Here is a 20,131-nt window from a genome sequence, read left to right as displayed (position 1 = left end):
TTCGGGCTCGTGTTGCCACCTTAATCCTTCCAGATATCCAATACAGGCTTCCTGAGTTGAAAATCTCGTAAATACTTCACTTACATTCATTTGCATAAATATACAAAAATTAAATGTCTATTCATGGGCTATTACTCTCAAAAGAACCCGTGATCGATATCAACGGCTTTTCTGATGAGGCGCACTATACCAGCAACTTATTGTTCAACAATATTGTGACGCCGACGGGTGCCAGGGTTAAGATCAAAAACTGTAAAGACGTTACTTTTAAAAACGTGCAGGATGCCGCTGGTGTAAAACCTGTTTATGAAGTTGTAGAGTCGAAGGATGTGAAGAATTAACTTTCAATTCAACGTCCTATACTCATTTGGCTATTGCCCTACCCTTTGCTTAAACAGGCGGGTAAAATGCTGCGGGTATTTAAAGCCCAGGCCATAGGTAATTTCGCTCACGGATTTGCCGGTATCGAATATTTGTTCCTTGGCTACGTCCATCAATTTGGATTGAATGTACTCTTGCGCCGATTTGCCTGTCTCCTTTTTTATCACATCTCAACAGCAATCGAATGTTTAAATAAGCACTATCTTTAAAGATTAAAAACATCATGGAAATAAAACGAATTGGCTCACAGCCATCGGGCAAAGGCCCGGCAGATTATTTTACCGGGGTGGTGCGCATCGACCCGCTCTTTACACCGCCTGACCCTGCCCGCGTGGCTATGGCCTGGGTTACTTTTGAGCTTGGTGCACGTACGGCATGGCATACCCATCCTCTCGGGCAAACATTGATTGTTACTGCAGGTTCAGGTTGGGTACAACGTGTGGGCGGCCCGAGAGAAGACATCCACCCGGGTGATGTGGTATGGTTCGCGCCGGGCGAAAAGCACTGGCATGGAGCAACAGCTACAACGGCTATGAGCCATATTGCCATACAGGAAAAACTGAACGGATCGCCGGTGGATTGGATGGAGCAGGTGAGCGAAGAGCAATATATTAAACCATAATTGAAAGAAAATGCCACATGTAATTTTAAAAATATACGAGGGCCGGACCGAAGAGCAAAAAACGGAACTTGCCGAGCGGCTAATGCAGGCCGTTATCAGTGTTACCAAACAAGCGGAAGGCGCGGTTTCGGTAAGTATCGAAGATATTAAACGTGAAGACTGGGTTGAAGATGTTTATAAGCCGGATATTTTGGGTAACTGGGATAAATTGTATAAAAAACCGGGATACAACCCATTGTAAAACAGGCATATGTTTTTTAAACAAAAAAGCCGCTGAATAACAGCGGCTTTTTTAGGTTAATAATTGGTAATGTATTTTTTCGGTTTATGTGGCCGGTGTTGCCGGGGCTGTAGGTGCGGGTGGCGTTTTTGGTACATGAGTTGTTTTGATTACAGCGTGTGCATTAGTCCGCGAACTGCCCGGAGGCGCTAAAACCAAACCTGTTTTTGATAAAGCTTGCCACAATATTTGATTTTGAAACGCGATGGTACCGCCTCCGCGTTTTTCCTGCGAAATCATCCGGTTGATATCGCCAATACAAACCCAAGGCTTGTTGATGGTGATACCCCATTTGGCATGGTCGCTGGTTTCGGGCCAGGCCCAATGTGCGCCAAGCGGGCCTAAATTGATGTATTTGATATCAAAAGTTTTATGGATACCGTCGCTGTCGGCTGTAGGTGGTATAGCACCGCGTATCCATGTTTCCACATCCATATCGTCGCCTAAAGTAGGGCCAACCAGTTGGTTCCAAAAATCCTTGTTCCACTGTTTGTTTTTTGCTATTACCTGAAAAGGCATGCCTGCTTTAGATGTCAGTTGGATAGCGTCGCTGTCGCCCGGAGGGTTTGGGTTTAGCGGTTGCGTCAATATGTACAAAGGGTCGGTTTTTGCTAAATCGGCCGTTCTTGTATAGTATACCTGCGGTTCCTGATGGTTGGCCATTTGCGCCGCAATTTTGTTTGCCGTTGCAACGTCGATGGTAATACAAAGATAAGTTTGGCCATAATCTGGCGTCGGCGAGCCTGCGACAGTCGGGTTGGCAAATTTCGGCCAGGAGTGCAACAGCCAATAACCTGTATTGGTGGCGGTGTCGAAAGCAATCACCCCTTTGGTGTGCCCTTTGTTGCCGTCGTCGGGTTTGCCAACACTTTCGGGCATTTCGTCGTTGTACAAAATCCATCCGGTGGTTGGATCGGCTGTAGCAGGGTTTTTAAACACAGAATCGAGTGTTTTGTTCAATGCGCCATTATCACTATTCAAAACGTAAGGCGACTTGGTAACTTGTCTTCCACCAGCGGTACTGGCATCGATGGTCGAGTCGTAATAAACATACTCATAGCCTGTGGCGCTGTCATCGCCCGCCCCTGCACTTAGCTTAGGGACTTTGTAAATAAACCACCAGTCAACCGGGTTGCCTGCTTCGTCGAGAGCTGAAATTTCCATAGTATTTTTTTTGAGAAAGCTACCTAATTGATATATGAATATCAAGTATATGGCAAAAAAAATATCTGATGAAAAAAGCGCCTGCGCTAATAAATTATTAACTCTTGGATGAGATTAAGTCTTAATCTTTCGCCAGGCGATATTGTATGGCACACACAAACCATAGTATGATGAGCGACATCATCCGACAAATCGGCCCGACAATAAAAATTATTAGCGTCAAATGATGGTCATCATTTTTTTAATGCTTTACTCTTTTAAACTTTACCTGTTGGATGGTATTGCAAATTATTGATTCTGCTATCTCCCATCATTACCTTCAAACCAAAACAGTTAAACCTCTTTAAAATTCTAAACCATGGACTTTATAATTGAGATTGTTGTAGTACACAGCATTGTATTTGGTGCCGCATGCTATTTTATTGGTGTCAACCGCGAACTGGGGCCCATTGCATGCGCTGCTTTGGGAGTAATATTAGGAACGATCGGTCTTATCATCGTTCTTTGTTCCAGAAAGGTACAACAGCGCGGTTTGAGCGAGCAGTTACAGCTATATAAAAGCTTGTTCGACAATGGCTCTATTAGTCAGGATGAGTATGAAGAATTAAAATGCCGCCTTTTTGAGAATAAATCATCGAACAAGAGCTTTATTTAGCTTTTATTTACCCGATAACAAATCACAGCAAAACCATTCGCCCTACAAATAGTTTACATAGCAAATGAGGTCGAAGGCGTTTTTGTATGTTTCATTGGCGGTTGATATCCTGATCGCTATTTCCAAATTTATCGCTGCGGCTGTAACAGGCAGTTCATCTATGCTATCGGAAGGTGTGCATTCCGTTATCGACGCCATCAGTCAGTTGCTTTTGCTATGGGGTATAAAGAGCAGCCTGAAGCAAGCCGATGCAGAGCGCCCTTTTGGCTACGGCAGGGAACTTTACTTCTGGTCGTTTATCGTATCGCTGATCATATTTATATTGGGAGGGTGCATTTCATTTTACGAGGGCATGATGCGGTTCCGCAATCCCGAATTGGCCGGGTCGCCAACATCAAACTTTATAGTGTTGGGCATAGGTTTTGTGTTTACGGGCATTTCGTTGTTTAGCGCACAAAAGGCCTTTAACAAACAACATGGCAAAATGCCGTTTTTTAAAGCCATAACCAGCAGTAAAGACCCATCAACCTTTATTGTTTTGTTGGGCGATGTTGGCGATATAGCCGGGCTGATCGTCGCTTTTTTGGGTGTATCGCTGGGCATGTATTTCCATGATCCATGGTATGATGGCGCGGCGTCTATGGTTATCGGCGCCATCATGATCGCCATATCGTTATTGTTGGTGCACGAAAGCAAAAGCCTGTTAATGGGCGAAACCACCAGCAGGAAAACCATGCGGCATATACTGGCCATTGTACGGGCAGATGAAAGTGTAGTTGATGTGAAAAGGCATTTTTCGATGTACCTGGCACCCGAAGAAGTGATATTGCAACTCAATACTGTTTTTAAAGACCATCTGGAAACCGCGCAGATCACCGATGCGATCGAGCGGATCATCAAATCGATACAACATGAGTTCCCGAAGATAAAACAGATATACATCGAGCCGGTAAAATGACGGTGCGTAACGGAGTGGTGTTCTTTTTTGTTAAAATTGCATATCCTCTGCATTCGCATTAACTTAGCCTTGTACACGCCCAAGTCTGTAAACGCCCGACTGATGCTACAAACCCTGATTGCCCGATACGTTAATATACCGAACCGGGATATTTTTCCCGCAAAGGTGATTGTGGCAAATGGTTTGATCCAGTCGGTGGAACGGCTTGAAGTGGATGACAAAACGCTCCCGTATATTCTTCCCGGTTTTATTGACGCGCATGTACACATCGAAAGTTCGATGCTTGTACCTGCCGAATTTGCCCGTTTGGCGGTAGTACATGGTACAGTGGGTACCGTTAGCGACCCGCACGAAATTGCCAATGTTTGCGGTTTGGCCGGTGTGGAGTATATGATAGCCAATGGCAATACCGTTCCCTTTAAGTTTAATTTTGGCGCACCAAGCTGCGTACCCGCCACCGTTTTTGAAACTGCCGGTGCCGATATTGATGCCGCTGATATTGCAGTACTGCTGCAACGCGATGATATAAAATACTTGACCGAAATGATGAACTTTCCCGGTGTGCTAAGCGGCGATGCGGAAGTTTTGGCTAAGATAGCCGCTGCGCAAAAAGCAGGTAAACCAGTTGACGGGCATGCACCTGGACTGCGTGGCGAAGCGGCAGGCAAATATATCGCGGCAGGCATCAGTACCGACCATGAATGCATTACGCTTGAGGAAGCTGCTGATAAGCTGCACCAGGGAATGAAGATACTGATACGCGAGGGCAGCGCCGCCAAAAACTTCGATGCGCTGATCCCGCTTTTGCGCGAACATCCTGATAAGATAATGTTTTGCAGTGATGACAAACACCCGGATAGCCTGGTGAAAAGCCATATCAACGAGTTATGCTCGAGGGCGGTGCACTATGGCATTGATGTTTTTAATGTACTGCAGGCGGCCTGTATCAACCCGGTTGAACATTATAAACTCAGCATCGGTCAACTAAAACCGGGCGACGCAGCCGATTTTATATTGGTAAAAGACCTGAGCGGGTTTGAAGTGCTGCAAACCTATATCGACGGGCAGTTGGTAGCCGAAAACGGGGTTTCGTTGATTAAAAGCATGAAGAACGAAGCCATCAACAATTTTAATTGCTTTGAGAAAAATCCGACGGACTTTGAATATCCGGTTACACCCTTATCCGACCACATGCTACCTGTAATCGAGGCGATTGACGGGCAACTCATCACCAACAAATTGATGGTGAAAATGAACCCGGAAAATAATCTGTACCACAGCGACCTGCACAATGATATTCTGAAAATCGTTGTAGTGAACCGTTATCACCCCGCGCCTGTCGCGAAAGCGTTCATCAAGAATTTTGGGTTTACAGAGGGCGCTATTGCCTCATCGGTGGCACACGACAGCCATAATATCGTAGTGGTTGGTGTGGACGATGAAAGTATGTGCAGAGCCGTAAACCTTATAATTAAGTCTCACGGCGGCATTAGTGGCGTGGGCAACGGTAAAGAAACCGTACTTCCGCTACCAGTGGCCGGGTTGATGAGTACCAATGATGGCTATAAAGTTGCCGAAGCTTATACAGCCATCGATGCGGAAGCAAAAAGGTTGGGCTCAAAACTCGGCGCTCCGTTTATGACCCTATCGTTTATGGCCCTGCTGGTCATCCCCCACTTAAAACTGAGCGACAAAGGGTTGTTTGATGTAGAAACGTTTGAGTTGATAGGTTAACTATTTACCCTCGTATATCACCCCTGATGTTGGCGTTTCTTTCAGCTCGATTTTTGACAGCGACGGTAAATTTGGTTTGATCCTGTCCCATAACCAGATGGCGGTCATCTCGGCAGTAGGATTTTCCAGACCGGGGATATCGTTGAGCATGGCGTGGTCTAACTGATCGACCAGGGGTTTTACAATGGCTTTGAGGTCGCCAAAATCAAGTACCCAACCTTCGTGGTTCAGCAACGGACCAGCGGCATAAACCGTGAGCTGATAGGTGTGGCCGTGTACCTGCCTGCATTTATGCCCTTCGGGCACGTTGGGCAAAAAGTGGGCCGAGTCGAAAGTAAATTGTTTGTAGATGACCATAATTTGTCGGCAAAATAAGTGAAATCAGGACGTTTAAAACATGATACAAGTCATTTCAACAATTTATTTCAGGCTAAATTATAATACAGACTTCGCTATTCCCATTTCCAAACCTCTCAACTCCGCCAATCCGCGTAAGCGGCCAATACCCGAATAGCCGGGGTTGGTTTTCTTTTGCAGGTCGTCGAGCATTTGATGGCCGTGGTCGGGCCGCATGGGTATACTAACTTTACGTTGCTGCATGGCGTGTACCAGTTCTTTTAACACGCTGTACATATCCACGTCGCCTTCCAGGTGGTTATCTTCATAAAAATCGCCATGGGCATTACGTTTGGTACTGCGCAGGTGGATAAAGTTGATACGGTCGGCAAAGTGGCGCACCATGGCGGGCAGGTCATTATCGGGACGCACGCCGAAAGAACCTGTACAAAAGCACAAGCCATTGTTTAAGGATGGTACAGCGGCAATCAACGCATCTATATCGGCTTTGGTGCTTACTACGCGTGGCAGACCTAAAATGGGGTAAGGCGGGTCGTCAGGATGTATCACCATCTTTACGCCATGCTCATCGGCAACAGGGATGATTTGTTGCAAAAAGTAGATCAAGTTATCGCGCAGGTGTGCCGCATCAATACCATCATAAGCATCCAACGCTTGCTGGAATTGTTCCAACGTAAAACTTTCTTCGCTGCCCGGTAAACCGGCGATGATATTGCGTTGAAGCAAGAGCTTTTCATCCCCGCTCATGCCGGCAAACCGCAAAATGGCGCGTTCTTTCTCTTCCGGCGTATAATCAGCTTCGGCACCTTTGCGTTTCAACATAAACATGTCGAAAGCGATAAAAGCGGCTTTTTCAAAACGCAGGGCTTTGGAGCCATCGGTAACAGTATAGGCCAGGTCGGTGCGGGTCCAGTCGAGCACGGGCATAAAATTGTAGGTTACAATGTTTACGCCGCAATGCGCCAGATTAACCAGGCTTTGCTTATAGTTTTCGATGTACTGCCTGAAATCACCTGTTTGAGTTTTTATAGCTTCGTGTACGGGCACACTTTCAACAACATCCCAGTCCATGCCGGCGGCTTCGATGAGTGCCTGACGTTTTTGTATCTCGTCCACCGTCCACACCTGCCCGTTTGGGATATGGTGTAAGGCAGTTACCACGCCGCTGCAACCGGCCTGACGAATATCCGTAAGGCTGACCGGGTCGTTAGGGCCGTACCAACGCATGGTTTGCAACATGCTAAAAATGGGTTGTTTTGTATCTATAGGCATCATTATACTCCGCTAAAAATTGAAAAACCACCGTCCACATTTACCACTGTGCCGGTTACAAATTTCGAAGCATCACTTAGCAACCAAACCAATGCACCTATCAACTCTTCGGCATCGCCAAAACGGTTAAATGGTGTTTTTTTGAGCACCAGATTGCCGCGTTCGGTATAGCTGCCGTCGGGTTCAGTTAATAAAGTGCGATTTTGCTCGGTTAAAAAGAAACCGGGTGCAATAGCGTTCATGCGTATCGTATCGCCATGGCGACGGGCCGTTTCCACCGCGAACCATTTGGTATACATATCAATAGCTGTTTTTGCCATGCTATAGCCCAACACCTTCGTAATTACCCCTTGTGGCGCCATTGACGAGATGTTGACAATGCTGCCTTTGCCGTTCTGCGCGATGGCTTCGCCGAATATTTGGGTGGGAAGCATAGTGCCGTATAGGTTGAGATCCATTACCTGGCGCATGGCATCCATGTTCAATTGAAACACATCGTCGCCAGGCTGAACAATAGCGCCAGGCATATTGCCGCCTGCACCGTTTACCAGTCCGTCAATTTTTCCGAAAAATTTGAGCGCTTTGTTTTTTGCGGCAATCAATTCGTCTTCTTTCAATACATCGGCAATTAAAGCAATAGCCTTCCCTCCTGCCGCGTTAACGGCCTCGGCACGTTGTTCGGCAACAGCCCTATTGCGCCCTAAAACGCCCACGGACCCGCCTGCCGAGGCTATTCCTTTTACAAAGGCATCGCCCAAAATGCCGGTAGCGCCGGTTACTATAATGACTTTGCCCGCTAAAGAGAAGTTATTTTCCATAAATGATGTACTTTTTTGTTGTGATAGGTGTTATGATGCGAAATTGGATAAAATTTGCCATAACCTTACAAAACAAGCCTGCTTTTTTACGGAAACGTTTACGGTAACGTAAATGAAGGGCCTATTTGGCTACCCAAACGGCATCGGTAAACCATTCTTTATCGTCGAAGAGGTATTTGATGGGGCTAAAACCTGTATTAACGGCCATATCTTTTATCTGCTGCAGCGTGAACTTTTGCGATATCTCCATGTGGATATATTCATCCTTGTGGAAATGGATGGTTTTGCCGGAGGAACGGAAATGTACCTTTTGCTCGCAACAACTAATCAAAAAGCTTTTACAGGAACCTGTTTCGGGGTCGTAGGTGGGGTAATGTTCGAATTGGTCAACCATAAAATCGGCATTGAGCTCCCGGTTGATACGGGTGAGCAGATTGAGGTTGAATTGTTTGGTAACGCCTGCCTTGTCGTTATAGGCATCGAGGATGGTTTGAGGGTTCTTTTTAAGGTCGAAACCGATGATGACTATGTCGCCCGGAGAAAGGTGCCGGCGCAATTCTTTGCAAAATTGTTCGGCTTTATCAACGGGCATATTTCCGATATTAGACCCCATAAAAAGCACTACTTTACGCTTATCGGATAAAGTTGCCGCTTTGGTGAGCATATCGAAATAATCGCCGTTTAGACCCTCAAATTTTAAACCGGGCAATTTTTTGGACAGTTCATTATCCAATAATCGTATCACATTTGCCGAAATATCGATGGGCAGATAGGTAAAATCAACATCCTGTTTCATCAGGTATCCGAGCAGGTAAGTGGATTTGGTGGCATCGCCCGCGCCAAGCTCAATTAGGTCGAAACCCTCATCGTTATCGGCCAAAATCAGTCTGGTGATTACATCAACCTGGTTGGAGAATATTTCCAGTTCGCAATTTGTGAGGTAATATTCGGGACTGTTCATAATGCCCTGGAAAAGCACATCGCCTATAGCGTCATAAAAATACTTGGAGTCGAGCCGCTTGGGCATGGTTGTTAAGCCTGCTATCACATCATCATAAAACTGCTGTGTACCCACCGTGACGGTGTGGTTGGTGTTAACGGTTACGGTGTTGGTTTCTGTGTTCATAGGATGATGATTTTATTTTGCCAAACGTATGCCTGTAAATTGCCAGCGTAAATGCGGGTGAAAAAAATTGCGGTAGGTAATGCGGCTATGCCCCGCAGGCGTAACCTCGGAGGCGCCGCGTAATACTTTTTGGTTGACCATAAATTTGCCGTTGTATTCGCCAATGGCGCCGGGCGCCTTCGCGAAACCGGGGTAAGGCAGGTACGCGCTTTCGGTCCACTCCCAGCTTTTGCCCCAGTTAAATTGGGTGGCGGCTACCTCCCACTCAAATTCAGTGGGCAGGCGCATGCCTTTCCATGCAGCATATGCATAAGCTTCGTAATAGCTGATATGGCAAACCGGGGCATCCATATCCAAAGCCTGCAAGCCGTGGTAGGTATAGTTATGCCAAAACCCATCTATCAAATGCCAGTACATGGGTGCTTCTATTTTGTTAGTTTTTACCCAATCCCAGCCTTCGGCATGCCAAAAGCGGAAATCGTAGTAACCGCCTACGTTCATAAATTCGAGATACTCTGCATTGGTGACCAAATGATTGCTTATCTCAAAATCATTCAAATAAACTTTGTGGCGGTTCAGTTCATTATCGAAGCAAAAGCTTTTTCCTGCAAAGCCAACCTCATAAACGCCCTCTTTTACTGCGATAAATTTTTGCGCCGAAGTGTCAGTTTTAGGTGAGTGATAACCCTTGTCGTAAGCCGGGAACAGCGGGTTATGACCGAGGATGTATTTGATATCGGTCATAAGCAGTTCCTGGTGCTGCTGCTCGTGATTAAAGCCGAGGATGATGAGTTCGCGCAATTCGGGTGATGGTTCGTCGCACAGGAATTTGACCATGGCCTCGTCCACATATTCGCGGTAACGCATGATGTCGATCACCGTGGGGCGGCTCAGGTTGCCCCTATCGGTACGGATGACGCGGTTGCCGACGGTTTCATAATAACTGTTGAATACGTAATTGTAATCCGGGTCGAAGTCCTGGTAGCCGATAACGTTGGGTTTGAGAATAAAGGTCTCAAAAAACCAGTTGGTATGCCCCAGGTGCCATTTAGGCGGACTAACATCCACTACGGGTTGCACCACGTAATCTTCCGTTTGCAAGGGTTCGCAAATAGTTTTGCTGTGCTGGCGTATGGCTATATATTGGTCTTTTAAACTCATGTTACTTACTTTCCAAATATCGTTTAAGATCGGAAATTGTTTGGATGTTTAATTCGTTGGCTTGTTTTTTTCTCATCATCAGCGCATAGGCGTTATTAAAGCCGATAGGTTTTAACCATTCGATATTATATTTTGTTTTGAACTGCTGTTTTACATAGTTATACACCTTGTCCTTGTCGGTTAACGTGTCCGTTATGCTTTTATCCGCTTGCAACATGACCAATAGGCCTGTGCCGGTGTATTCGGGGTAGAGGTCTATCTGGTTATTGGTGAGCGCTTCGAAGCAGATTTTTGTGCCGCCGAGGCCGGTTTTAGTGGATACATTGTAGTTGGTGTAGCCACGGATGAGCATGGTGTACATCTCCGCAAGGATATATTGTTCGCCAAATATTTTGGAGCCGATGCGTACGGTTTCGCCGGTGGCTTCGGTGGCTGGTTTGAACAGGCCTTTATCTACCAAAAAATCGTGTGCTACCTTTTCGGGACTTTGGTGGAGGTAATCGACACGGTAATTTAGTTCGGTCATGATGGAGTCGGTGATATGTCCTGATAGCATATTCAGCGTGCTTTCCAGTTGCGGGAATTTTTTGAGCGCTTCCGCGGATACGATGGGTGCGGCGTAATATGGCGGAAAGATGCCTTTGTCGTCCTGCAACACCACTAAATCGTAGGCTTTTAGACGGCCATCGGTGGAATAACCACTGATGACATCGAGGTGCTTTTCGTAGGCGGCTTTGTACATTACGGCGTCGCTGATGACTACGGTGTGGATTTTGAGACCGTATTTATCGCGCAGGCCAAGGTCGCCATCACGGCGGCCCATAAACTCGGGGGTAAAACCTGCGGTGAGTTTTCCGGCATAGGCCGATGGTATCAGATAAAAACCAGCGAATATGAGGAGTATGACAGGTAAAGCCATAGTAACATCGCGCACCCTTTTGATGTTGAGGTGCTGCACTTGCGAAAGTAAGAAGTCGAAGATAATAGCCAGCAAAGCCGCCGGGATGGCCCCCGCAAGTATCATATTGGTATTATTGAGCGATATGCCGCCGAAAATGAACTCACCCAACCCGCCTGCCGCTATCAGCGATGCTAAGGTTGCTACACCTACGTTGATGACCGTGGCGGTGCGTATCCCCGCAAGGATAACCGGCATGGCTAAAGGTATATCAACCTGAAAGAGTATCTGCCAATAACCCATGCCCATGGCTTTGGCGGCTTCTTTTATAGCCGGGTTAACTTCGATGATGCCGGTGTAGGTGTTGCGGATGATGGGCAATAAGGCATAAAGCAATAAAGCGAATATGGCTGGTTTGGCACCTATCCCCAATACGGGTATTAAAAAACCGAGCAGCGCAATGCTGGGGATGGTTTGGAATACGCCAGCTATGCCCAAAACCGTACCCGAAAGCTTGCGTTTATTAGCGATGAGGATACCCAGCGGTAAGCCGATGGCCACCGCGATAATTAAGGAAATAAAGGTTAAACCGATATGCGTGAGCGTTTGACTGATGAGCTTGTCCTGCTCCTGCCGCATAAAACTGAATAAACTTTGCTGCCCTTCGTTCATACTGCCTCGCTGTTTTGGTATTGGTTAAAGGTGGACATCAGCTGGGTGAAAGTTATCGTTTTTGTCTCCTTATTGATGGGGTTGGTGGCTGCCACGGCGTTCTCTTTTTGCGAGGTGATGATTTTGAGCGTTTCCCAAACGGTGCAGTTGCAGTTGATGGCGTTTTTGGAGCTGCGGGTTTTGATGTTGGGCAGCAGGTCCCAAATATCATTCAATGTTACGGCTTTAAATTCCAGTAACAAGCGCTGTTCTTTTAAAAAGCCGGTAACAAAGTCGTTTGCAGGTTTAAATAAAAGTTCTACAGGTGTGCCGGCTTGAACGATGCGGCCTTTGTCCATCAGGCAAATGCGGTCGCCGAGTTCGAAGGCTTCCTGCACATCGTGGGTAACCATGATGATGGTCTTGCGTTTCAGCTCGTCGAGGTCTTTAAACTCCTGGCGTATATTAAAGCGTGTAACAGGGTCGAGCGCGCCAAATGGTTCGTCCATGAGCAATACCGACGGATCGGCTACGAGCGCCCGCGCCAAGCCCACACGCTGTTGCTGGCCACCGCTTAGTTGGGCCGGGTATAGTTTTAAGTGCGACCGCGACAAGTTTAGTTTTTCCACCAGTTCGAAGGTGCGATCGGCTATGCGTTTTTTGTCCCATTTTAACAAGTTGGGCACGATGGCGATGTTTTCGGCGACGGTATAATGCGGAAAGAGGCCTGTATCCTGTAAAACATAACCGATGCCGCGGCGCAATTCTTCTGGCTGCTGCTCAACTATGTTTCGCCCGTTGATAAATATTTTACCGCTGGTTGGTTCAATAAGCCGGTTGAGCATTTTAAGCGTAGTGGTTTTACCGCAGCCACTGGTACCGAGCAAAATGAGGTTTTCGCCCTCGTTCACTTCAAAGCTGATGCCGTCGACCGCGTGCAGTTTGCCATAGTGTTTGCTCAGGTGCTCAACTTTTATCATGCGCTTACTGATCGGTAAAACTGATAAACAGGTTATTTAAAGCTTCGGAATAGAGCGGGTGCGCGAATACCATATAGCGTATTTGCTCATAAGTAATGCCGCCCAGCATGGCCATTTGCAGCACCGTCATCAGTTCGCCGCCCTCCTGCCCTAACACCATGGCGCCCAAAATCTTTTTAGTATCCGCGTCGACAATGGCTTTCATAAAGCCGCGGGTATCGCCCACCTCTATAGCGCGGGCTACGTGGGCCATTGGCAGCTTGGCTACTTTATAGTTAAGCCCGGCCTTTTTTGCTTCCGCTTCGCTAACACCTACGCGGGCTAAAGGCGGGTCGGTAAACATGCAGTAAGGTACCTGTCGGTTTTTGGTGCTGAGGTTAGCACCTTCGATGATATTGCGGTATACAATGGTGAAATCGTTATACGAGATATGGGTGAATGCCGGGCCGCCGTTGATATCGCCGAGCGCATAAATGCCTTTTATATTGGTTTCGAGCTGGTCGTTTACTTTGATGTAGCCGCGTTCGTTGGTTTCGATGCCTGCTTTGTCAAGCATCAGTGCAGCAGTTTGCGGTGTGCGGCCGGCTGCCACCAGGATGTGCGAATAGGTGAAAGCGTGCTCTTTACCATCGATGCTGATATGGGCATTTATTTTGCCATTCGGTTGTTTATCAACCTTGGTAACGGATGCTTTAGTATATAACTTTATATTTTCCGCTTCGAGTATTTTGACCACCTCTTCGGCAACATCCTCATCCTCGCGCGATAATGCCCTTGCTGAATATTCCAATAATGTTACCTTGCTGCCAAAGCGCGCGAACATTTGACCAAACTCCATGCCGATATAGCTGGCACCGATGATCAATAAACTTTCGGGTATGGTTTTGAGTTCGAGGATACTGGTTGAGGTAAGATAATCCACATCTTCCAAACCGGGGATATTCGGGATGGCTGTTTTTGCCCCCGCGTTGATGAAGATGAGGTCGGCTTGCAGTTCGACATTGATACCATCGTTTAGTTTTACGTTTACTAACTTTTCGCCTGTAAAGGATGCTTCGCCGAAGATCAAATCTACACCATCAGTTGCTTCCAGACCGCTTTGCGAGCCTGAGCGGAACATATCCACAATTTCCGCCTTGCGTTTAAATATGGCGGGCATATCGACAGTAAAGCTTGTGATGTTTACCCCTAAATGTTTACTATTTGCCGCCAAATAAGCCATTTTAGCGGATGCCACCCAGGTTTTGGTGGGTGTGCAGCCATCGTTAACGCAGGTGCCACCCACGTAACGTTTTTCAATAATGGCTGTTTTTTTACCGGCCGCAGCCAGTTTTTTGGCTAATGGGCCACCGGCTTGCCCCGAGCCAATGATTATTGCGTCGTATGTTTTCATTCGGTTACTTTTACACCTTTCCAAAACGCGATATGACCTTTGATGTTTGCAGCAGCTTCTTTGGGCTCAGGATAATACCAGGCCGCATCGGTATTTTTTTCGCCATTTACGGTTAAGCTGTAGTATGAGGCTATGCCCTTCCACGGACAGGTAGTTTTGGTACCTGATGGCGAAAAAAACTCTTTTTTAATACTATCCGCCGGAAAATAGTGGTTACCTTCAACGGTAATGGTGGCATCGCTTTGGGCGATAACCTGGTTATTCCAGATTGCTTTCATTATTTAGGTTTAACGGCCTCAATATACAAATTACTGTAATTGAAAATGTTAGGTGGATATTACTATTTATGTCATATTTTATGCAGGATATTGCCAATGAGATAAACGCAAAACATCGGCATTTTGTTTAAAAAGCCTTGTTAAATTTCAAATTTTAGTGATTTTGAGCGTTTGACTTAACAGTGATAAAAAATTCACATTTTTAATTTTTAAATTATGCTTAAAGCTATATCTTTGCAATCCCAAAATAAGGGTTGTTCTTTTTTGTTTACAGGGTTTGAAGAGCAATAAAGCCGCATTAAACTTCACAAACTAAATAGCAAGCCATACAAGGTAGCAATACTTAAAATGGCCCGTTCGTCTAGGGGTTAGGACGTTAGATTTTCATTCTAGAAACAGGGGTTCGATTCCCCTACGGGCTACTTTTATTATTACAGTCGAGAGTCCAAAGTCGTGAGTCGCTTTGGAGTTTTATTTGAGACTTTTAACTTAGAACTACAGACTCAAAACAATGGCCCGTTCGTCTAGGGGTTAGGACGTTAGATTTTCATTCTAGAAACAGGGGTTCGATTCCCCTACGGGCTACGAAGCCTCTGGCGACAAACCGGAGGCTTTTTTGTTTTATCTTCTAAGTAATAACCTCAGTAAAATTTTAATGACAGGCAACCCAATTGCACTGACTATCGTAGATTTGAAAATAACACCATTGACAAATCAAAAACAAACCATCATGATCAAAAAGAATTATTGCCTGTCTTTTTTAATTTTCAGTCTTTCACTCCTTGCAACCCTGTCGGGCTTTGCCCAATCGAAGATGTTAACAAAAGGCGATGCCGCGCCGGTATTTGACGCCCAAGCCGGTATGGCGGGTAGTGAATTTAATTTTTCGTTAAAAAAAGCGCTTGCTAAAGGACCTGTTGTGGTCTATTTCTACCCTTCGGCCTATACCGGCGGTTGCGATGCGGAAGCGCATGCTTTTGCGGAAATGAAGGAAAAATTCACCGCAGCCGGTGCCACCATTATTGGTGTGTCGGGAGACGATATTACACGACTGAATACATTTTCTGCCGATCCGAATTACTGCGCGGGCAAGTTCGCGGTGGCGGCAGACACTGAAGGCAAAATTGCGGCAAGCTATGGACTGGTAATCAATGCACCAAGGGCCGGAATAAAAGACGTGCGGGGTATAGATATTAACCACGGTTTTATTCCGCGCACCACTTATGTTATTGGTAAAGATGGCAAAATTATAGCTGTATTTTCATCAGAAATTGATCACATTTCGGCTACCGACCATGTTGAAAAATCGTTGGCGGTTGTAAAAGGACTATAATTGAAAGGGGATGGATTGAAGGCTTCAAATTATTATATTTGAATAAATCATTTACCCATGAGCCAAATAAAAAAAGAAGACATCAGCCAGGAGGTGTTTGACCTGTATGATGATTACGCGCACAACCGGCTTGACAGGCGTATATTTATGCAAAAGCTATCGCTTTATGCCGTAGGCGGATTGACTTTACCCTCGCTGATGAGTTTCCTGATGCCTGATTATAAGGGGAACGTGCAGATAGGGCCGGATGACCCGCGGTTAACATCGCGATATATCAATTATTCGTCGCCAAAGGGCGGCGGCACGATCAAGGCACTGCTGTCGAAACCTAAAGATGTTAAAGGAAAATTGGGTGGCATAGTGGTAGTTCACGAAAACAGGGGCTTAAACCCTTATATTGAAGATGTGGCCCGGAGGGCGGCGTTAGCAGGCTTTATTACGCTCGCGCCGGATGCGCTCACACCGCTGGGTGGTTACCCCGGCAATGATGACGAAGGACGCACCATGCAAAGTAAAAGGAACCCCAAAGAGATGGAGGAAGACTTTATTGCAGCTTATGATTACCTGAAAAACAACCCGGACTGTAACGGTAAGGTAGGTGTGGTAGGATTTTGTTATGGCGGCGGTATAGCCAATATGATGGCAGTGCGAATACCCGACCTGGCGGCGGCGGTGCCTTTTTATGGTAGCCAGCCTGCGGCAGAGGATGTCCCGAAAATTAAAGCTCCCCTACTGTTGCACTATGCGGCGCTGGATACCCGGATAACCGGGGGCTGGCCGGCTTACGAAGCCGCCTTAAAGGCAAACGGCAAAAAATACGAGGCATTTATTTACGAAAACGTAAACCATGGTTTCCATAATGATACCACGCCACGTTACGATAAAACGGCTGCGGAACTTGCCTGGAAACGTACGATTGATTTTTTCAATGAATATTTGAAATAGAGCGACTACAAGAGGTATAAAAAACTTAAAGCCTTCAGCATAAAGCCGGAGGCTTTTTTTATGGGCGGTAGTCAAAAGGTTGTTTATAACCTTTGTAACGCCTATTCCCCGTTTTCTAATTGTTAAAAAAAGTTTGAAAAAATTTGAAATTTTCAATCAGCTTTTTTTATTTCGCACGTCAAAATGAACATTTAAACCAACACCATAAAGGCATTTTTTGAAAGCTATTATTTATAAATTTTAGTTGTTAGATCATGTTTTCACCATTTAAAATCACCAGTTTCAGCGCCGCGCGCAAGTTCACTTTTCTATTCTTTTTGTTATTTGTTTCAGGCCAAATATTGCAGGCACAACAATCAAATAACGTAGCAACAGGTAAAACCGCATTTACAGCAAAGCTGATTAATATTGAAGCGGCCACCAACGAAACATTTCGTTATACCACCACCCTGCACAATGGTTCGGGCACGGCGCATGTTTACGAAATTAAAGCAGACGTACCTCAGGGATGGGCAATTGCCTTCAAGGTAGATGGTATTCAGGTTACATCAGTTAATATGGATGCGGGTAAAACACAGGATGTCGCCGTCGAAATCAATACTACACCGAATGCCGCTCCGAAAAAATACGTCGTCCCGCTCAAAGCAATATCCGGAGCTGATACCTTATCGCTAAATCTGGAAGCTGTTGTAAAAGGTTCATACAGTATTAGTCTGACAACTCCAACCGGAAGATTAAGCGACGAGGTAACCTCAGGCAGTGAAAAGGAATTGCAACTGGTGGTAAAAAATACCGGCTCTATACCATTAAATAACCTGCAGTTGTCATCGCAACTCCCTTCGGGTTGGGAAACTACTTTCGATCCCGCTAATATTACGCAACTGGAGCCGGGAAAAAGCGTCAATATAAAGGCTACACTAAAAGTACCCGATAAAACCATTGCCGGCGACTACTCAGCTAATTTTACCGCATCAAACACCAATACAAATACCCAGATCGCTTTTAGGCTGTTGGTTAAAACATCATTGCTTTCGGGATGGGTGGGTGTGTTGATCATTTTGTTGGCCATCGGCATCGTGTACTACCTCATGCGTAAATACGGCAGAAGATAATTTATCCATTCCAGTTTTTACAAATGAAAGATCCTATCATACAACTTAAGGGTTTATCCAAAAACTATGGCTCTGTTAAAGCCGTCGATGATCTGAACCTTGATGTTTATAAAGGTGAGATATTCGGTCTGCTCGGGCCAAACGGAGCCGGTAAAACCACCACCATATTAATGATGCTCGGGTTGACCGACCCATCAAGCGGTACAGCCCACGTTTGCGGGCATAACGCAACCAACAGCCCCATAGCAGTTAAGAAAAAAGTAGGCTATATGCCCGACAGCGTTGGCTTTTACGATAACATGACCGCGTTAGAAAACCTGATGTACATTGGCCGGCTAAACGGGTTGCCCGAAAACGAGCTCGAAGCCCGGGCGCTCAACATACTCGAAATAGTAGGCCTTACCGCGGATAGCCACAAAAAAACGTCGGCATACTCCCGCGGAATGAAACAACGCCTTGGCTTGGCCGATGTGCTGATCAAAAACCCCGACGTAATTATCCTGGACGAGCCCACCCTCGGCATCGACCCCACCGGGGTAAGGGATTTTTTGGCGCTGATAAAACAGTTAAGCCGCCAGCAAGGGCTCACCGTTTTGCTTTCATCGCACCATTTGCACCATGTACAGCAAGTGTGCGACAGGGTTGGGATTTTTGTGAACGGCAAATTGTTGGCACAAGGCGACATCAGTACGCTATCCGGTAAATTATTTGGTACAGACGGCCATGTTACCGCGATCACGCTCGATCAGGCAATCCCGCAGGCTTGGCCGCTCGAACCCGAACTGAAACAATGGGAAGCCATCACCCAACTTACTATTAACCAAAACGAACTGGAGTTTACCTGCAGCAGCAATATCACAGCTGCCCTGGTGCGCTTTCTTGTCGAAAAAGGGTACGATGTGATTGGCGTACATCAAAAAAATTACGGACTGGATGATATCTATCAAAAATATTTTGAATCTAACAGCATTGAAAATACAAGCTATGAAAAGTCAATCGAATGATGCGCGGCCTTTTAGCGTCATGGTGAACAAAGAAATAGCCGACCATATACGCAGCTGGCGCTTTATCATACTTATTGCGCTCATTGTGCTCACTTTTATCGCCTCTATGTATGTATCACTGGCTAACATAAAACAGGCAACCGGCAATACTAAAGACCCCAACCATGTTTTTTTATACCTTAAGCTATTAACCACCACCGATAACTCTGTTCCGCCATTCCATGTATTTTTGAGTTTTCTGGCGCCTTTACTGGGTATCAGCTTAGGGTTCGATGCCATCAACTCCGAGCAGAACAGCGGCACACTAACCCGGTTAATGGCGCAACCCATTTATCGGGACAACCTGTTGCTGGCTAAGTTTGTAAGCGCCCTGGTAGTGGTGAGCAGCTTATTTTTAACATTAGCCTTGCTGATGATAGGCGGCGGCCTGGTCATAACCGGTGTACGCGTAGAACCACAGGAATTGCTCCGCATATTTGGCTTCATTGTCATAACCATCGCCTATGTAGCGTTTTGGCTAAGCCTGTCAATTATGCTGTCCATACAATTTCGGCAGGCAGCAACTTCGGCCCTTACAGCAATCGGCATTTGGCTGTTCTTTACCATATTTTATCAAATTGTCATCAACCTTGCGGTAAAGTCCTTTTTACCCGATCCCTCTTTTTTAACCCAGGAGCAGGTAATCAGTTACAACAATCTTATTTTAAACCTGCAGCGCATAGCCCCAAGCCAGCTATACTCCGATGCTATTACCACCCTGTTAATACCATCAGTACGCAGCCTCGGCCCCGTTACCATGGAACAAATGGCACGCGCCATACCATCCGTGCTTCCGTTTAAAGAAAGCGTATTGATTGTTTGGCCACAAGTAAGCGGACTATTGGCATCAACGGTAAGTTGCTTTGCGCTGGCTTACTATCTGTTTATGCGGCGCGAAATACGTAGTTAAATGACCGATGAGATAAGCGTTGGACAAGAAAGGTTAAGCAACGATTTGAAACCTGTTTTA

General features: G+C 46.1%; 22 protein-coding genes and 2 tRNA genes. 13 read left to right on the top strand and 11 right to left on the bottom strand.

Translation table 11 applies throughout. From position 1 onward, the window contains the following. Nucleotides 1-113 precede the first annotated feature (113 nt). A complete protein-coding gene (locus tag QZX97_RS09250; protein ID WP_295664590.1) occupies nucleotides 114-341 on the top strand; it encodes a hypothetical protein in 228 nt (75 codons plus the stop codon). A gap of 30 nt (nucleotides 342-371) precedes the next feature. Here QZX97_RS09250 and QZX97_RS09245 read toward each other — a convergent pair whose 3' ends face one another. Beyond that, nucleotides 372-548, bottom strand: coding sequence for a helix-turn-helix domain-containing protein (locus QZX97_RS09245; protein WP_363152246.1), 177 nt, complete (start codon nucleotides 546-548; stop codon nucleotides 372-374). Between the two features lie 56 nt (nucleotides 549-604). Between QZX97_RS09245 and QZX97_RS09240 the strand changes: the two genes are divergently transcribed. After that, a complete protein-coding gene (locus QZX97_RS09240; RefSeq protein WP_295652561.1) occupies nucleotides 605-1,003 on the top strand; it encodes a cupin domain-containing protein in 399 nt (132 codons plus the stop codon). 10 nt (nucleotides 1,004-1,013) lie between these two features. Then, complete coding sequence (locus tag QZX97_RS09235; protein ID WP_295652563.1) at nucleotides 1,014-1,244, top strand: tautomerase family protein; 231 nt, start codon at nucleotides 1,014-1,016, stop codon at nucleotides 1,242-1,244. Between the two features lie 84 nt (nucleotides 1,245-1,328). On the opposite strand, the gene QZX97_RS09230 is transcribed toward QZX97_RS09235, so the two are convergent. Then, nucleotides 1,329-2,447: a deoxyribonuclease II family protein gene (locus QZX97_RS09230; protein ID WP_295652564.1), complete on the bottom strand. Its 1,119-nt coding sequence runs from the start codon at nucleotides 2,445-2,447 to the stop codon at nucleotides 1,329-1,331. 358 nt (nucleotides 2,448-2,805) lie between these two features. Between QZX97_RS09230 and QZX97_RS09225 the strand changes: the two genes are divergently transcribed. The 3 genes from QZX97_RS09225 (at nucleotide 2,806) to ade (ending at nucleotide 5,794) form a co-directional block, all read left to right on the top strand. After that, on the top strand, nucleotides 2,806-3,102 hold the full coding sequence (locus tag QZX97_RS09225; protein ID WP_295652565.1) for an SHOCT domain-containing protein: 297 nt from the start codon (nucleotides 2,806-2,808) through the stop codon (nucleotides 3,100-3,102). Nucleotides 3,103-3,166: 64 nt separating this feature from the next. Beyond that, complete coding sequence (locus QZX97_RS09220) at nucleotides 3,167-4,060, top strand: cation diffusion facilitator family transporter (RefSeq protein ID WP_295652566.1); 894 nt, start codon at nucleotides 3,167-3,169, stop codon at nucleotides 4,058-4,060. 102 nt (nucleotides 4,061-4,162) lie between these two features. Further along, on the top strand, nucleotides 4,163-5,794 hold the full coding sequence (gene ade / locus QZX97_RS09215; RefSeq protein ID WP_295652567.1) for an adenine deaminase: 1,632 nt from the start codon (nucleotides 4,163-4,165) through the stop codon (nucleotides 5,792-5,794). On the opposite strand, the gene queD is transcribed toward ade, so the two are convergent. The 9 genes from queD to QZX97_RS09170 form a co-directional block, all read right to left on the bottom strand. Then, on the bottom strand, nucleotides 5,795-6,151 hold the full coding sequence (queD, locus tag QZX97_RS09210; RefSeq protein ID WP_295652568.1) for a 6-carboxytetrahydropterin synthase QueD: 357 nt from the start codon (nucleotides 6,149-6,151) through the stop codon (nucleotides 5,795-5,797). 78 nt (nucleotides 6,152-6,229) lie between these two features. Further along, the gene (gene uxuA / locus QZX97_RS09205; RefSeq protein ID WP_295652569.1) at nucleotides 6,230-7,426 is read right to left on the bottom strand and encodes a mannonate dehydratase; all 1,197 of its coding nucleotides are present in this window, start codon (nucleotides 7,424-7,426) and stop codon (nucleotides 6,230-6,232) included. Continuing rightward, entirely contained in the window at nucleotides 7,426-8,241 is an 816-nt protein-coding gene (locus tag QZX97_RS09200; RefSeq protein ID WP_295652570.1) for an SDR family oxidoreductase, read from the bottom strand. Before QZX97_RS09200 ends, uxuA begins: the two co-directional genes overlap by 1 nt. 121 nt (nucleotides 8,242-8,362) lie before the next feature. Continuing rightward, nucleotides 8,363-9,367 carry an L-histidine N(alpha)-methyltransferase gene (locus QZX97_RS09195; protein ID WP_295652571.1) on the bottom strand — a complete coding sequence of 335 codons (1,005 nt, stop codon included), beginning with the start codon at nucleotides 9,365-9,367 and terminating at the stop codon, nucleotides 8,363-8,365. Nucleotides 9,368-9,379: 12 nt separating this feature from the next. Next, on the bottom strand, nucleotides 9,380-10,528 hold the full coding sequence (gene egtB / locus QZX97_RS09190) for an ergothioneine biosynthesis protein EgtB (protein ID WP_295664589.1): 1,149 nt from the start codon (nucleotides 10,526-10,528) through the stop codon (nucleotides 9,380-9,382). Between the two features lies 1 nt (nucleotide 10,529). Beyond that, a complete protein-coding gene (locus QZX97_RS09185) occupies nucleotides 10,530-12,098 on the bottom strand; it encodes an ABC transporter permease/substrate-binding protein (RefSeq protein WP_295652573.1) in 1,569 nt (522 codons plus the stop codon). Beyond that, on the bottom strand, nucleotides 12,095-13,057 hold the full coding sequence (locus QZX97_RS09180; RefSeq protein WP_295664588.1) for an ATP-binding cassette domain-containing protein: 963 nt from the start codon (nucleotides 13,055-13,057) through the stop codon (nucleotides 12,095-12,097). The genes QZX97_RS09185 and QZX97_RS09180 overlap by 4 nt, the downstream gene beginning before the upstream one ends. 4 nt (nucleotides 13,058-13,061) lie before the next feature. Further along, a complete protein-coding gene (locus tag QZX97_RS09175) occupies nucleotides 13,062-14,450 on the bottom strand; it encodes a mercuric reductase (protein WP_295652575.1) in 1,389 nt (462 codons plus the stop codon). Beyond that, nucleotides 14,447-14,728 carry a DUF427 domain-containing protein gene (locus QZX97_RS09170; RefSeq protein WP_295652576.1) on the bottom strand — a complete coding sequence of 94 codons (282 nt, stop codon included), beginning with the start codon at nucleotides 14,726-14,728 and terminating at the stop codon, nucleotides 14,447-14,449. Before QZX97_RS09170 ends, QZX97_RS09175 begins: the two co-directional genes overlap by 4 nt. A gap of 350 nt (nucleotides 14,729-15,078) precedes the next feature. On the opposite strand from QZX97_RS09170, the gene QZX97_RS09165 reads away from it, so the two are divergent. From QZX97_RS09165 to QZX97_RS09135, 7 genes are all read left to right on the top strand, one after another. Then, nucleotides 15,079-15,150, top strand: a tRNA-Glu gene (locus tag QZX97_RS09165). Nucleotides 15,151-15,241: 91 nt separating this feature from the next. Then, a tRNA-Glu gene (locus QZX97_RS09160) sits at nucleotides 15,242-15,313 on the top strand. Between the two features lie 145 nt (nucleotides 15,314-15,458). Continuing rightward, nucleotides 15,459-16,061, top strand: coding sequence for a peroxiredoxin (locus QZX97_RS09155; protein WP_295652577.1), 603 nt, complete (start codon nucleotides 15,459-15,461; stop codon nucleotides 16,059-16,061). A gap of 57 nt (nucleotides 16,062-16,118) precedes the next feature. Then, nucleotides 16,119-17,006 carry a dienelactone hydrolase family protein gene (locus QZX97_RS09150; RefSeq protein WP_295652578.1) on the top strand — a complete coding sequence of 296 codons (888 nt, stop codon included), beginning with the start codon at nucleotides 16,119-16,121 and terminating at the stop codon, nucleotides 17,004-17,006. 254 nt (nucleotides 17,007-17,260) lie between these two features. Next, a complete protein-coding gene (locus QZX97_RS09145; RefSeq protein WP_295652579.1) occupies nucleotides 17,261-18,118 on the top strand; it encodes an NEW3 domain-containing protein in 858 nt (285 codons plus the stop codon). Nucleotides 18,119-18,141: 23 nt separating this feature from the next. Then, nucleotides 18,142-19,122 (top strand): ABC transporter ATP-binding protein, encoded by a 981-nt coding sequence (locus tag QZX97_RS09140; RefSeq protein WP_295652582.1) that lies wholly within the window; start codon nucleotides 18,142-18,144, stop codon nucleotides 19,120-19,122. Then, on the top strand, nucleotides 19,103-20,071 hold the full coding sequence (locus QZX97_RS09135) for an ABC transporter permease subunit (RefSeq protein WP_295652583.1): 969 nt from the start codon (nucleotides 19,103-19,105) through the stop codon (nucleotides 20,069-20,071). The genes QZX97_RS09140 and QZX97_RS09135 overlap by 20 nt, the downstream gene beginning before the upstream one ends. The last annotated feature ends 60 nt before the right edge of the window (nucleotides 20,072-20,131 follow it).

The organism is uncultured Mucilaginibacter sp. (assembly GCF_903893715.1).
Classification (GTDB): Bacteria; Bacteroidota; Bacteroidia; order Sphingobacteriales; family Sphingobacteriaceae; genus Mucilaginibacter.
The sequence above is the reverse complement of the archived record's forward strand: the minus strand, read 5'-3'. Positions and strand labels throughout refer to the sequence as shown.

What these genes read in the sequence shown, in the direction of transcription:
- QZX97_RS09195 (WP_295652571.1), bottom strand. Translation starts at nt 9,367, where the DNA reads ATGAACACAGAAACCAACACCGTAACCGTTAACACCAACCACACCGTC.
- ade (WP_295652567.1), top strand. Translation starts at nt 4,163, where the DNA reads ATGCTACAAACCCTGATTGCCCGATACGTTAATATACCGAACCGGGAT.
- QZX97_RS09200 (WP_295652570.1), bottom strand. Translation starts at nt 8,241, where the DNA reads ATGGAAAATAACTTCTCTTTAGCGGGCAAAGTCATTATAGTAACCGGC.
- QZX97_RS09170 (WP_295652576.1), bottom strand. Translation starts at nt 14,728, where the DNA reads ATGAAAGCAATCTGGAATAACCAGGTTATCGCCCAAAGCGATGCCACC.
- QZX97_RS09135 (WP_295652583.1), top strand. Translation starts at nt 19,103, where the DNA reads ATGAAAAGTCAATCGAATGATGCGCGGCCTTTTAGCGTCATGGTGAAC.
- QZX97_RS09150 (WP_295652578.1), top strand. Translation starts at nt 16,119, where the DNA reads ATGAGCCAAATAAAAAAAGAAGACATCAGCCAGGAGGTGTTTGACCTG.
- QZX97_RS09240 (WP_295652561.1), top strand. Translation starts at nt 605, where the DNA reads ATGGAAATAAAACGAATTGGCTCACAGCCATCGGGCAAAGGCCCGGCA.
- QZX97_RS09185 (WP_295652573.1), bottom strand. Translation starts at nt 12,098, where the DNA reads ATGAACGAAGGGCAGCAAAGTTTATTCAGTTTTATGCGGCAGGAGCAG.
- QZX97_RS09250 (WP_295664590.1), top strand. Translation starts at nt 114, where the DNA reads ATGTCTATTCATGGGCTATTACTCTCAAAAGAACCCGTGATCGATATC.
- QZX97_RS09155 (WP_295652577.1), top strand. Translation starts at nt 15,459, where the DNA reads ATGATCAAAAAGAATTATTGCCTGTCTTTTTTAATTTTCAGTCTTTCA.
- QZX97_RS09235 (WP_295652563.1), top strand. Translation starts at nt 1,014, where the DNA reads ATGCCACATGTAATTTTAAAAATATACGAGGGCCGGACCGAAGAGCAA.
- QZX97_RS09175 (WP_295652575.1), bottom strand. Translation starts at nt 14,450, where the DNA reads ATGAAAACATACGACGCAATAATCATTGGCTCGGGGCAAGCCGGTGGC.
- egtB (WP_295664589.1), bottom strand. Translation starts at nt 10,528, where the DNA reads ATGAGTTTAAAAGACCAATATATAGCCATACGCCAGCACAGCAAAACT.
- uxuA (WP_295652569.1), bottom strand. Translation starts at nt 7,426, where the DNA reads ATGATGCCTATAGATACAAAACAACCCATTTTTAGCATGTTGCAAACC.
- QZX97_RS09225 (WP_295652565.1), top strand. Translation starts at nt 2,806, where the DNA reads ATGGACTTTATAATTGAGATTGTTGTAGTACACAGCATTGTATTTGGT.
- QZX97_RS09145 (WP_295652579.1), top strand. Translation starts at nt 17,261, where the DNA reads ATGTTTTCACCATTTAAAATCACCAGTTTCAGCGCCGCGCGCAAGTTC.
- QZX97_RS09180 (WP_295664588.1), bottom strand. Translation starts at nt 13,057, where the DNA reads ATGATAAAAGTTGAGCACCTGAGCAAACACTATGGCAAACTGCACGCG.
- queD (WP_295652568.1), bottom strand. Translation starts at nt 6,151, where the DNA reads ATGGTCATCTACAAACAATTTACTTTCGACTCGGCCCACTTTTTGCCC.
- QZX97_RS09140 (WP_295652582.1), top strand. Translation starts at nt 18,142, where the DNA reads ATGAAAGATCCTATCATACAACTTAAGGGTTTATCCAAAAACTATGGC.
- QZX97_RS09220 (WP_295652566.1), top strand. Translation starts at nt 3,167, where the DNA reads ATGAGGTCGAAGGCGTTTTTGTATGTTTCATTGGCGGTTGATATCCTG.
- QZX97_RS09230 (WP_295652564.1), bottom strand. Translation starts at nt 2,447, where the DNA reads ATGGAAATTTCAGCTCTCGACGAAGCAGGCAACCCGGTTGACTGGTGG.